This is a genomic window from Stenotrophomonas indicatrix (assembly GCF_050573115.1).
GTDB lineage: Bacteria > Pseudomonadota > Gammaproteobacteria > Xanthomonadales > Xanthomonadaceae > Stenotrophomonas > Stenotrophomonas lactitubi_A.
In genome coordinates, this window is record NZ_JBNYZT010000001.1 from 886369 (window position 1) to 898058 (window position 11690).

The 11690-nt window shown below is 66.3% G+C and carries 13 protein-coding genes; 11 read left to right on the forward strand and 2 right to left on the reverse strand.

Features of this window, described 5'->3' with window-relative positions:
* The first annotated feature begins 126 nt into the window (after positions 1-126).
* From asnS to ACQ5SA_RS04050, 11 genes are all read left to right on the forward strand, one after another.
* On the forward strand, positions 127-1521 hold the full coding sequence (asnS, locus tag ACQ5SA_RS04000) for an asparagine--tRNA ligase (RefSeq protein WP_100460442.1): 1395 nt from the start codon (positions 127-129) through the stop codon (positions 1519-1521).
* Between the two features lie 33 nt (positions 1522-1554).
* Complete coding sequence (locus tag ACQ5SA_RS04005; RefSeq protein ID WP_006376524.1) at positions 1555-1854, forward strand: hypothetical protein; 300 nt, start codon at positions 1555-1557, stop codon at positions 1852-1854.
* Between the two features lie 7 nt (positions 1855-1861).
* Complete coding sequence (locus ACQ5SA_RS04010; RefSeq protein WP_089236105.1) at positions 1862-2176, forward strand: hypothetical protein; 315 nt, start codon at positions 1862-1864, stop codon at positions 2174-2176.
* Positions 2177-2185: 9 nt separating this feature from the next.
* Positions 2186-2824, forward strand: a complete 639-nt coding sequence (locus ACQ5SA_RS04015; RefSeq protein ID WP_499312810.1) for an FMN-binding negative transcriptional regulator — start codon at positions 2186-2188, stop codon at positions 2822-2824.
* 73 nt (positions 2825-2897) lie between these two features.
* Positions 2898-3560 (forward strand): carbonate dehydratase, encoded by a 663-nt coding sequence (gene can, locus ACQ5SA_RS04020; protein ID WP_499312812.1) that lies wholly within the window; start codon positions 2898-2900, stop codon positions 3558-3560.
* Positions 3561-3583: 23 nt separating this feature from the next.
* Complete coding sequence (locus ACQ5SA_RS04025) at positions 3584-4105, forward strand: 3-hydroxyanthranilate 3,4-dioxygenase (RefSeq protein WP_089236108.1); 522 nt, start codon at positions 3584-3586, stop codon at positions 4103-4105.
* Positions 4106-4356: 251 nt separating this feature from the next.
* On the forward strand, positions 4357-5631 hold the full coding sequence (gene kynU, locus ACQ5SA_RS04030; protein ID WP_499312814.1) for a kynureninase: 1275 nt from the start codon (positions 4357-4359) through the stop codon (positions 5629-5631).
* 30 nt (positions 5632-5661) lie between these two features.
* The gene (locus tag ACQ5SA_RS04035; RefSeq protein WP_353098606.1) at positions 5662-7029 is read left to right on the forward strand and encodes an FAD-dependent oxidoreductase; all 1368 of its coding nucleotides are present in this window, start codon (positions 5662-5664) and stop codon (positions 7027-7029) included.
* On the forward strand, positions 7029-8468 hold the full coding sequence (gene sbcB, locus ACQ5SA_RS04040; RefSeq protein ID WP_499312816.1) for an exodeoxyribonuclease I: 1440 nt from the start codon (positions 7029-7031) through the stop codon (positions 8466-8468). The genes ACQ5SA_RS04035 and sbcB overlap by 1 nt, the downstream gene beginning before the upstream one ends.
* Complete coding sequence (locus ACQ5SA_RS04045; RefSeq protein WP_499312818.1) at positions 8465-9151, forward strand: DUF2461 domain-containing protein; 687 nt, start codon at positions 8465-8467, stop codon at positions 9149-9151. Before sbcB ends, ACQ5SA_RS04045 begins: the two co-directional genes overlap by 4 nt.
* Before the next feature lie 73 nt (positions 9152-9224).
* Positions 9225-9776: a DUF2939 domain-containing protein gene (locus ACQ5SA_RS04050; RefSeq protein WP_499312820.1), complete on the forward strand. Its 552-nt coding sequence runs from the start codon at positions 9225-9227 to the stop codon at positions 9774-9776.
* Positions 9777-9911: 135 nt separating this feature from the next.
* Here the strand turns inward: ACQ5SA_RS04050 and ACQ5SA_RS04055 are convergent, their stop codons facing one another.
* On the reverse strand, positions 9912-10856 hold the full coding sequence (locus ACQ5SA_RS04055) for a 5'-nucleotidase (RefSeq protein WP_033831508.1): 945 nt from the start codon (positions 10854-10856) through the stop codon (positions 9912-9914).
* A gap of 46 nt (positions 10857-10902) precedes the next feature.
* The gene (locus tag ACQ5SA_RS04060) at positions 10903-11676 is read right to left on the reverse strand and encodes an NAD kinase (protein WP_499312822.1); all 774 of its coding nucleotides are present in this window, start codon (positions 11674-11676) and stop codon (positions 10903-10905) included.
* Between the last annotated feature and the right edge of the window lie 14 nt (positions 11677-11690).

Genomic DNA, 11690 nt, shown 5'->3' on the forward strand with positions numbered 1-11690 from the left:
GATCACTCCAGAGGTACCGGGACATTATAGGGAGCCGATGACCGCAGAAATGCCTCGCAAGCAGAACGCTGCAACCGGTAAACTCCCGTGTTCAGAGATCGAGTCGATCAGCAGAGGATTCAAGTCATGACGGTGGTCAGCGTTGAACATGCGCTTGCCGGGAAGATCCCGGAAGGTGGCGAAGTCACGGTACGCGGTTGGGTGCGCACGGTGCGCGGTTCAGCAAATCTGGCTTTCGTGAATGTGACCGACGGCTCCTGCTTCGCCCCGATCCAGGTCGTGGCCGGCGACGCGCTGGCCAACTTCGACGAAATCAAGCGCCTGACCACCGGCTGCTCGCTGGTGGCCACCGGCACGCTGGTGAAGTCGCAGGGCAAGGGCCAGTCGTTTGAGATCCAGGCCAGCGCGGTCGAGGTGGTCGGCTGGGTTGAAGACCCGCTCACCTACCCGATCCAGCCCAAGCCGATGACGCCGGAGTTCCTGCGTGAAGTGGCGCACCTGCGCCCGCGCACGAACCTGTTCGGCGCCGTCACCCGCATCCGCAACTGCCTGGCCCAGGCCGTGCACCGCTTCTTCCACGAGAACGGCTTCAACTGGATCAGCACCCCGATCATCACCACCTCCGATGCCGAAGGCGCCGGCCAGATGTTCCGCGTGTCCACCCTGGACATGGTGAACCTGCCGCGTGACGCCCAGGGCGGGATCGACTTCAGCCGCGACTTCTTCGGCAAGGAAACCTTCCTGACCGTGTCCGGCCAGCTGAACGTCGAGGCTTACTGCCTGGCGCTGAGCAAGGTGTACACCTTCGGCCCGACCTTCCGCGCCGAGAACAGCCACACCACCCGCCACCTGGCGGAGTTCTGGATGATCGAGCCGGAAATCGCCTTCGCCGACCTGGCCGAAGACGCCCGCCTGGCCGAAGAATTCCTGAAGTACCTGTTCCGCGCGGTGCTCAACGAGCGCGGCGACGACCTGGCCTTCATCGCCGAGCGCGTGGACAAGAACGCGATCACCAAGCTGGAAGACTTCATCAACGCACCGTTCGAGCGCATCGACTACACCGATGCGGTCGCCCTGCTGCAGAAGTCCGGAAAGAAGTTCGACTTCCCGGTCGAATGGGGCCTGGACCTGCAGACCGAGCACGAGCGCTGGCTGACCGAGGAACACGTCGGGCGCCCGGTGGTGGTGACCAACTACCCCGAGCACATCAAGGCCTTCTACATGCGCCTGAACGATGACGGCAAGACCGTCGCGGCGATGGACGTGCTGGCCCCCGGCATCGGCGAGATCATCGGCGGCAGCCAGCGCGAAGAGCGTCTGGATGTGCTGGATGCACGCATGGCGCAGTTCGGCCTGGATCGCGAGCATTACAGCTGGTACCGCGATTTCCGCCGCTACGGCTCGGTACCGCATGCCGGCTTCGGCCTGGGCTTCGAGCGTCTGGTGGTCTACGTCTGCGGCCTGTCCAACATCCGCGATGCGATCCCCTACCCGCGCGCCCCGGGCAGCGCGGACTTCTAAGCCCACACGCACGACCACGGAGGTACTGCCCCCATGACCCTGTTCTTCGCCCTGTGTTTCGTCGGCGTTGCAGTGGCCGGGTTCAGTGCCTTCGTGATTTTCTGGCCGCTGACCCTGGTGCATGTGCGCGATCGCCATCCGGCGCTGGCGCAGCGCTTCGGCAGTGGCGCCTTCCTCAAGCCCGATGCGCTGGGCTGGCTGTTGCGGCGCGAATACCGCACCCAGCCGGACCGGTCGCTGTCCGGGCTGGCGACGCCCGCCTGGGTATCGCTGCTGACCCTGCTGGCTGGACTGGGCATGGCTGCCCTGCTCTGGCTGGCCTCGCTCTGGTAAGACACACATGAACGACCTTTCCCACGTCCGCGACAGCTGGTGGCTGGCCAGCCTCGGCAACACCCTGATCTGGGCACGCCTGCGCATCCGCGAGGCCGGCACCGCCGAAGTGCTCGACAGCGATGGCAATACGCTGAGCTACGACAGCGAGGACACCGCCCGCTCGCAGCTGTTCGACGCCGAGTTCGTCGAGTACGAAGGCCTGGACGAAGAAGATGCGCTGGTGCGCGGCTTCTCGCTGCATGAAGTGCAGCCACCGCAGGCGGGCAGCGACGAAGGCCTGCGCGGGCGCATGGTGCAGTCACTCGGCAGTCGCGCCTGAGGCCAGTCGATGTTCACCCCACGCGCTTTCGCACAGACCGACCTGCAGTGGCTGGATCGCCTGTTGGCGCGTGATCCATTCGTCACCGTGCTCACCGCCGGTGGCGATGGCTTGCCGGAACTGACCCGGTTGCCGGTGCTGTACCAGCGCGACGGCGACCACATCGAACTGCGCGGCCACTGGGCCCGTGCCAACCCGCAGGCACGCCACAACGGTGCGGCCAAGGTGCTGGTGGACGGGCCGCATGGCTATATATCGGCCAGCTGGTACCCGGACAAGGAGCCTGCCGCGCGGGTGCCTACCTGGAACTACGCCGCTGCCGAGCTGCGCGGCCAGCTGCAGACGTTCGACGATACCGATGCCCTGGCACAGCTGGTCAGCGATACGGGCGACCGCTTCGAAGCCAGCGTCGGCCAGGACTGGCGGTTCGAACCCGAGCGTGACGACCACCGCCGCCAGCTGCGCGGCATCGTCGGCTTCCGCTTCACCGTCGAACAGGTGCAGCTGACGTTGAAGCTGAGCCAGAACCACCCCGAGGCCAACCAGCAGGCAGTGATGGCCGAACTGGAACGCCTGGACAACCCTCATTCCACCGAACTGGCGCAGTGGATGCGCCGGTATCGCGACGAAGCCGCCGCAGGCAGCTGAGCGCCCTGTTTCCCGCGACGACGCGACCAGAACGGCCGCGCCTTGCCCCCACCCGACGTCAGGGACCCCGAACATGAAAGACATCCACAAGCTGCTGCAGAACAACCGCGAATGGGCAGACCGGATCGAGAAGGAAGATCCCGACTTCTTCCATCAGCTGGCCAAGCAGCAGCACCCGGAATACCTGTGGATTGGCTGCTCCGACTCGCGCGTGCCGGCCAACCAGATCATCGGCATGGCCCCGGGTGAGGTGTTCGTGCATCGCAACGTGGCCAACGTGGTGGTGCACACCGACCTGAACTGCCTCAGCGTGATCCAGTACGCCGTGGACCAGCTGAAGGTGAAGCACATCCTGATCGTCGGTCACTACGGCTGCGGCGGCGTGCACGCCAGCTTGAACAACACGCGGGTGGGCCTGGCCGACAACTGGCTGCGCCATGTGGGTGACGTGGCACAGAAGCACTCGGCGATCATGGATGCGATCGAAGAGCCGGAGCTGAAGCATGCACGCCTGTGCGAACTGAACGTGATCGAGCAGGTGGTCAACGCCTGCCGCTCGACGATCGTGCAGGACGCCTGGGCCCGCGGCCAGAAGCTGATGGTGCACGGCTGGGTGTACAGCCTGAAGGATGGCCGCGTGCGCGAAATGGGCATCGACGTGGGCGCACCGGAAGACCTGCAGCCTGCATATGAGAAGGCCCTGTCCTACGTTCCGCGCCGCGGCCGCCGCGACTGACCCTCCCTCCCACGGACACTCCCATGCTTGCCTCCCCCATCAACCTGCTGGGCTGGATCGAGGAAAACCGGCATCTGTTGAAGCCGCCGGTCGGCAACAAGATGATCGACAACGGCGATTTCATCGTGATGGTGGTCGGCGGGCCGAACAGCCGCACCGATTTCCACTACGACGAAGGCCCGGAGTGGTTTTACCAGCTGGAAGGCGAGATGGTGCTGAAGGTGCAGGAGGATGGCGCGGTGCGCGATATCCCGATCCGCGCCGGCGAGATCTTCCTGCTGCCGGGCAAGGTGCCGCACTCACCGCGGCGCCCACCCGGCGGCGTCGGCCTCGTGGTGGAACGCAAGCGCCTGCCGCATGAGCGCGATGGCGTGATCTGGCATTGCGAGCGCTGCAACCACAAGCTGTACGAAGAGTACTTCACGCTGCAGAACATCGAGACCGACCTGCCGAAGGTGTTCGCGCGCTACCAGGCCAGCCTGGAACTGCGCACCTGCAGCGAGTGTGGCCACGTGGATCCGTTGCCGGCACCGGCGACGGCCTGACAGCGCCACCGCACTGGTAGATGCCCACCTTGGTGGGCACTCGGTCGCTCCCGCGCTGGTAGATGCCCACCTTGGTGGGCGCTTGGGCGCTCCCGCGCTGGCAGATACCCACCTTGGTTGGCGCTTGGTCGCGCGTGCGCCAACCAAGGTTGGCGACTACCAGGTCATGCGGCGCTGGTGCTGGGTTGGCAGGCACCGGGTCATGCCCCAGGCGCTACACTGGCAGCCCCGTTGCAGCCTGTTGCCCGACCATGTCCGACCTGCTCAGCCGCACCCACGCCATTGCCCTTGATGCCGCCGATCCGCTGCGGCCGCTGCGGCAGGAATTCCTGATTCCGCGCCACGGTGGTGGTGAGCAGACCTACTTCGTCGGCAACTCGCTGGGCCTGCAACCGCGCGGCGCGCAGGCGGCGGTGCAGGAAGTGATGAAGCAGTGGGGCGAGCTGGCGGTGGAAGGTCACTTCACCGGGCCGACCCAATGGCTGTCGTACCACCGTCTGGTCAGCGCGCAGCTGGCACGCGTGGTCGGCGCACTGCCCAGCGAAGTGGTGGCGATGAACACGCTGAGCGTGAACCTGCACCTGATGATGGTCAGCTTCTACCGGCCCACGGCCGAACGCCCGGTGATCCTGATGGAAGCCGGCGCATTTCCCACCGACCGCCATGCGGTGGAAGCGCAGATCCGCTTCCATGGCTTCGACCCGGCCGACTGCCTGGTGGAAGTACAGCCGGATGAAGCCAACGGCACGATCTCGATGGCCGCGATCGAACGCGCGATCGCCGCGCACGGTCCGCGCCTGGCGCTGGTGCTGTGGCCTGGCGTGCAGTACCGCAGCGGCCAGGCCTTCGACCTGGATGCGATCACCCGCGCGGCACGCCTGCAGGGCGCGCGCATCGGCTTCGACCTGGCGCACTCGGTCGGCAACCTGCCGCTGCACCTGCATGACGTCGCCCCGGACTTCGCCGTGTGGTGCCACTACAAATACCTCAACAGCGGCCCGGGCGCCGTGGCCGGCGCCTTCGTGCACGAACGCCATCATCGCGACACCACGTTGCCGCGCTTTGCCGGCTGGTGGGGCCATGAAGAAGCCACCCGCTTCCAGATGGCCCCGCAGTTCCAGCCCGCGGTTGGCGCCGAGGGCTGGCAGCTGAGCAATCCGCCGATCCTCGGCCTGGCGCCGCTGCGTGCGTCGCTGGACCTGTTCGAACGTGCCGGCATGGAATCGCTGCGCAGCAAGTCGCTGGCACTGACCGGCATGCTCGACGCACTGGTGCGCGCGCGCCTGCCGCAGGTACTGGAGATCGTCACCCCGGCCGAGCCGGAGCGGCGCGGCTGCCAGCTGTCGCTGCGGGTGATCGGCGGCCGCGAGCGCGGACGCGCCCTGTTCGAACATCTACGCGCCATCGGCGTGCTGGGTGACTGGCGCGAACCGGACGTCATCCGCATCTCGCCCACCCCGCTCTACAACCGTTACCTGGACGTGCACCACTTCGTCGAAGAAGTGGAAGCCTGGGCCGGCCTGTAAGCCGCCCTCCCCCTACTGCTGGACAGTTCGTTGATCGCACATGCATCCCGCTCGCTGAGCATTGTCGGCGCCGGCCTGGCCGGATCCCTGCTGGCCATCCTGCTGTCACGGCAGGGCTGGCGTATCACCCTGTACGAACGCCGTGGCGATCCGCGCATCGCCGATTATGAAAGCGGCCGCTCGATCAACCTGGCCCTGGCCGAGCGCGGACGCAACGCGTTGCGCCAGGCCGGCGTGGAAGACGAAGTGATGGCGCGCGCGGTGATGATGCGCGGACGCATGGTGCATCCACGCGAGGGCGAGCCACAGCTGCAGCGCTATGGTCGCGACGACAGCGAAGTGATCTGGTCGATCCATCGCAGCGACCTCAATACCACATTGCTGGAACTGGCCGAGCAGGCCGGTGCCACCGTGCATTTCCACCGCCGCCTGCATACGGTCGATTTCGATGCCGGCTACGCGCGCTTCATCGATGATCGTGACGACAGTCCGCACGATATCCGCTTCGATACGCTGGTGGGTGCCGATGGCGCAGGCTCGGCGCTGCGTGCGGCGATGAACCGGCGCGAACCGCTGGGCGAGGACATTGCCTTCCTCGACCATTCCTACAAGGAACTGGAGATCCCGCCGACCGACGATGGCGGCTTCCGTATCGAGCGCAATGCGCTGCACATCTGGCCACGCGGCCACTACATGTGCATCGCCCTGCCCAACCACGAAGGCACGTTCACCGTCACCCTGTTCCTGCCCAACCAGGGCGATCCGAGCTTCGCTACTGTCAACACCGGCATCCAGGCTGAAGCACTGTTCGCGCGTGAGTTCGCCGATACCCTGCCGCTGATTCCCAACCTGCGTACGGACTGGGAGCAGCATCCGCCGGGCCTGCTCGGTACGCTCACCCTGGAGCGTTGGCATCAACAGGACCGCGCCGTGCTGATCGGCGATGCCGCGCATGCGATGGTGCCGTTCCACGGCCAGGGCATGAACTGTGCGTTCGAAGACTGCGTGGCACTGGCCCGCCATCTGATGGAGGCGGACGACCTGCAGAGCGCCTTCGCCGCGTTCGAAGCCGAGCGCAAACCGAACGCGCGTGCGATCCAGCAGATGGCGCTGGAGAACTATCTGGAAATGCGCGACCGGGTGGCCGATCCGGCCTTCCTGCTGCAGCGTGAGCTGGAACAGGAACTGCAGCGGCGCTGGCCCACGCGTTTCGTCCCGCACTACACGATGGTGACGTTCCTGCACACGCCCTATGCCGAGGCACTGCGCCGCACCGACATCCAGCGCGAGATGCTGATCGCCGCCACCGCGGGCCACGACTCCCTGGACAACATCGACTGGAACGCACTGGAGGCGCAGATCCATGCGCGGCTGCCGGTGCTGGAGGGCGCGCACTGATGGCCGACAGCTTCCTGTTCTATGACCTGGAAACCTTCGGCCAGGATCCGCGTCGTACCCGCATCGCCCAGTACGCGGCGATCCGTACCGACAGCGATCTCAATGAAATCGACATGCCGGTCAGCTTCTTCGTGCGCCCGGCCGACGATCTGCTGCCCTCGCCGATGGCAACGATGGTCACCGGTATCACCCCGCAGCAGGCGCTGGCCGAAGGCATCAGCGAAGCCGAAGCATTCGATCGCATCAACGAGCAGCTGTCGCGTCCCGGCACCTGCGCGCTGGGCTACAACACCCTGCGCTTCGACGACGAGTTCATCCGCTACGGTCTGTTCCGCAACTTCCACGACCCGTACGAGCGCGAGTGGCGCAACGGCAATTCGCGTTGGGACCTGCTGGACATGCTGCGGCTGATGCATGCCATCCGACCAGAGGGCATCCACTGGCCCAAGCGCGAGGACGGCGCCACGTCGTTCAAGCTCGAACACCTGGCTGAGGCCAATGGCGTGCGCGAGGGCGATGCCCACGAAGCACTGTCGGACGTGCGCGCGACGATCGGCATGGCGCGCCTGTTCAAGCAGTCGCAGCCGCGCCTGTGGGACTACGCATTGAAGCTGCGCGACAAGCGTTTCGTCGGCAACCTGCTCGACATCACCGCATTGAAGCCGGTGCTGCATATCTCGATGCGTTACCCGGCCAGCCGCCTGTGCGCGGCGCCGGTGTTGCCGCTGGCGGTACATCCGACCATCAACAACCGGGTGATCGTGTTCGACCTCGACGGTGACATCGATGACCTGCTGGAACTGCCCGCCGAGGTGATCGCCCAGCGCCTGTACCTGCGTGCCAGCGAGTTGCCCGAAGGCGTCGCCCGTGTGCCGTTGAAGGAAGTGCACCTGAACAAGGTGCCAGCGCTGGTGGCCTGGAACCACCTGCGCGCCGATGACCACGCACGACTCGGGCTGGACGTGGCAGCGATCGAAGCCAAGGCCGAACGACTGCGCGCGTTCGCACCGCAGCTGGCCGAGAAGGCGCGCCAGGTCTACAACCAGCCGCGCGCGGCGAGCGTGTCCGACGTGGACGCTTCGCTGTACGACGGCTTCCTCGGTGCCGGCGACAAGCCGCTGCTGGCACTGGCACGGACCACGCCACCGGAACAGTTGGCTGCACTGGAAGGCCGCTTCCGCGACCCGCGGCTGCCCGAGCTGTTGTTCCGCTACCGCGCCCGCAATCATCCCGGCAGCCTCGCACCGGAAGAACGCGAGCGCTGGAATGCCTATCGCCGCCAGCGCCTGTCCGGCGAGGAAGGCCTGGGCGAACTCAACCTGGCCCAGTACCAGCAGCAGCTGGATGCGCTGGCGGCCGAAGCACCCGACGATGTTCGCCGCGCCACGCTGCTGCAATCGCTGCGTGACTGGGGCCAGCACCTGCAGGAGGACCTGTGAGCACCTATTTCTCCGATGCCAGTTTCAAGTTCCTGCGCAGCCTGGCGCTGCACAACGACAAGGCCTGGTTCAACGACCATCGCCAGCAGTACGAAGACCACGTGCGGCAGCCGTTCCTGCGCCTGCTGGGCGACCTGCAGCCGGCGCTGACAGAGGTGAGCGGACACTTCCGCGCAGACACCCGTGGCGTGGGCGGCTCGTTGTTCCGCATCCACCGCGATGCGCGCTTCTCCCATGACAAGTCGCCGTACAAAATCTGGCAGGGCGCGCGCCTGTTCCATGAGCGCCGCCGCGAAGTGGCCGCGCCCTCGTTCTACGTGCACCTGCAACCGGGCGAGAGCTTCGTCGGCGCCGGGCTGTGGCATCCCGAACCGGAAACCCAGCGCCGCGTCCGCCACTTCATCCTCGACAACCCCGGTAGCTGGAAGGCAGCCGCGCATGCACCGGCGCTGCGCAAGCGTTTCGACTTCGAGGAAACCGAGAAGCTGGTGCGTCCACCGCGCGGCTTCCCCGCCGACTTCGAGTTCATCGATGACCTCAAGCATCGCAACTGGGTGATGTGGCGTTCGCTGGACGATGACACCATGACGGGCCCGCGCCTGCTGTCCACGCTTGGCAAGGATCTGGCAGGGTTGGGCCCGTTCGTCGACTACCTCTGCGCCGCGCTGGATCTGGAGTTCTGACCGGCACCGGCGCCGTCACCGGCATCACCCGTCGTTCACCACCGGCACCCTCACTTGCGGCAGGCTGTGCACCATGAAGAAGCTCATTGGCATCCTCGTTCTGCTGATCGTCGTGGTGGCGGGCTGGTGGTTCGGCGGCCCGTACCTGACCGTGCATGGCCTGTCCAAGGCCATCGAACAGCGGGACACCGCGCGCCTGGAGCGCTACGTGGATTTCCCACGCGTGCGCACCAGTCTGCGTGCCCAGCTCAATGATTACCTGGTGCGCCAGGCCGGCCCCGAGGTAGCTGCCAGCCCCTTCGGCGCGCTGCTGTACGGGTTGAGTGACCAATTGGGCGGTGCCGCGGTGGAAACGATGGTCACCCCTACCGGCATCGGCGCGATGCTGCAGGGCCACGTGCTGTGGAAGCGCGGCCGCAATGAACTGCAGGGTGGCGATGCCTTCGGCACGACCGAACCGGCACGACCGCTGAAGAACGCCGAACACCACTTCGAAGCCCTGGACCGTTTCGTGGTCGACGTCGATCGCGGCCCTGGTCAACCACCGTTGAAGGTGGTGCTGGAACCGCAGGGCCTGCGCTGGAAGGTGGTGGACCTGCAGCTGGGGATGTCAGCCACGCCGTAACCGGACCCGTGGCGTGATCAACGGCGATGCCAACCAAGGTTGGCAACTACCGGAGCATGGCGCTCTGGTAGCTGCCCACCTTGGTGGGCGTTGATACGAAGGAGCGCCAACCAAGGTTGGCAACCAGGGCAAGCCCTACCCCTCGTTGGCGACCCCATGCGGCACATGGCCGGCGGCCACGTGTTCACGTGCACTGTCGATGTTGTGCTGCGAATCATCAAAGAAGATATCGGCACCGAACGCCTGCAGGAACGGGCCCTTGTGTCGCCCACCGAGGAACAGGGCCTCGTCCAGGCGCACGCCCCATTCGCGCAGGGTTCGGATCACCCGCTCATGCGCCGGTGCCGAACGCGCGGTCACCAGCGCCGTGCGGATGGGCGCGCTGTCGCCGGCCGGGAACACTTCCTGCAACGTGTGCAGCGCAGAGAGGAAACCGCGGAACGGCCCGCCGCTGAGCGGCTCGCGGGCCCGCTCGCGCTCGTGCCGGCCGAAGGCTTCCACGCCCTGCTCGCGCGAGATGCGCTCGCTCTCATCGCCGAAGATCACCGCATCACCGTCGAAGGCAATGCGCAGCTGCCCGGCTGGACGTGTGATGTCGATCTGGTCTGCGGCAGCGGCAGCGGTCTCGCCCGGAGGCTTGGGCAGGATGGTCGCCGCAGCGATGCCATGGCGCAGCGCGCTGCGCACCGATTCCGGGTTGGCCGACAGGAACAGGTCGGTACCGAACGGCTTCACGTACGGCCAGGTCGGCTCACCGGCGGTGAAGGTCGCGCGGATGATGCCCAGTCCGTAGTGCTGGATGGAGTTGAAGATGCGCAGGCCGGTATCGGCCGAGTTGCGCGACAGCAGGATCACTTCCACGCGCGGGTTCTCGGGGCTGGCGCCCTGGTTCAGCGCCAGCAGCTTGCGCACCACCGGGAAGGCCACGCCCGGCCCGAGGATGTCGTCCTCGTGCTGGCGCTGGTACTCGGCATAGGCGGCCACGCCATCGCTCTCGAACAGCGCATGGCTTTCTTCCAGGTCGAACAGCGCACGCGAGGTCACCGCGACGGTCAGCAAACGGGGGGAGTTGTCGCCCATCGGTGGGGTCCTTCAAGCGGTCGGCAGTGCCGGCCGCCTATTGTCGTCAAAAAACGAACTGTTCGCTCAGGATCCGGTCTTCCAGGTTGTGCTCCGGGTCGAACAGCAGGGTCACCCGGTGCTCGCGCGACTCACGGATCGTCACTTCGACCACATCGCGGGTCTCGTGCGAATCGGCGGTGACGCTGACCGGACGCTTGTAGGGATCGAGCACGCGGAAGCGCACTTCGGTGTCAGCCTTGAGGATGGCGCCGCGCCAGCGCCGCGGGCGATACGGGGCCAGCGGCGTCAGGGCGATGGTGTGCGAGCCCAGCGGCAGCACCGGTCCATGCGCGGAGTAGTTGTACGCGGTACTTCCGGCCGGGGTGGCCACCAGCACACCATCGCCGATCAGCTCGCCCACCCGCTCCTGGCCATTGAGGTCGATGCCGATATGCGCCGCCTGCCGGGTCTGGCGCAGCAGCGAGACGTCGTTGTAGGCCAGCGACCCGGTGGTGGTGCCCGATTCGGTCAGCGCCACCATTTCCAGCGGCCGAAGGTGGGCCGGCTCGGCGCGGGCGATGCGCACATGCACGTCGTCGTCGCCACGGTACTGGTTCATCAGGAAACCCACCGTGCCCAGCTTCATCCCGAATACCGGTTTGCCCAGGTGTCCGTGACGATGCAGGGTCTGCAGCATGAAGCCATCGCCGCCGAGCGGACACAGCACGTCAGCCTGGTCCGGCGCGTGGTCGCCATAGCGCGAGACCATCGCTGCGCGGGCCATCTGCGCCGGCTCGGTGGTACTGGCCAGGAAAGCGATGCGAAGGGTGTCGCTCATCGGTGGATCCGGGT

Coding starts and splice junctions, on each gene's coding strand:
- ACQ5SA_RS04060 (WP_499312822.1), bottom strand. CDS start 11,676: ATGAGCGACACCCTTCGCATCGCTTTCCTGGCCAGTACCACCGAGCCG.
- ACQ5SA_RS04005 (WP_006376524.1), top strand. CDS start 1,555: ATGACCCTGTTCTTCGCCCTGTGTTTCGTCGGCGTTGCAGTGGCCGGG.
- sbcB (WP_499312816.1), top strand. CDS start 7,029: ATGGCCGACAGCTTCCTGTTCTATGACCTGGAAACCTTCGGCCAGGAT.
- ACQ5SA_RS04015 (WP_499312810.1), top strand. CDS start 2,186: ATGTTCACCCCACGCGCTTTCGCACAGACCGACCTGCAGTGGCTGGAT.
- asnS (WP_100460442.1), top strand. CDS start 127: ATGACGGTGGTCAGCGTTGAACATGCGCTTGCCGGGAAGATCCCGGAA.
- kynU (WP_499312814.1), top strand. CDS start 4,357: ATGTCCGACCTGCTCAGCCGCACCCACGCCATTGCCCTTGATGCCGCC.
- ACQ5SA_RS04055 (WP_033831508.1), bottom strand. CDS start 10,856: ATGGGCGACAACTCCCCCCGTTTGCTGACCGTCGCGGTGACCTCGCGT.
- ACQ5SA_RS04050 (WP_499312820.1), top strand. CDS start 9,225: ATGAAGAAGCTCATTGGCATCCTCGTTCTGCTGATCGTCGTGGTGGCG.
- ACQ5SA_RS04025 (WP_089236108.1), top strand. CDS start 3,584: ATGCTTGCCTCCCCCATCAACCTGCTGGGCTGGATCGAGGAAAACCGG.
- can (WP_499312812.1), top strand. CDS start 2,898: ATGAAAGACATCCACAAGCTGCTGCAGAACAACCGCGAATGGGCAGAC.
- ACQ5SA_RS04010 (WP_089236105.1), top strand. CDS start 1,862: ATGAACGACCTTTCCCACGTCCGCGACAGCTGGTGGCTGGCCAGCCTC.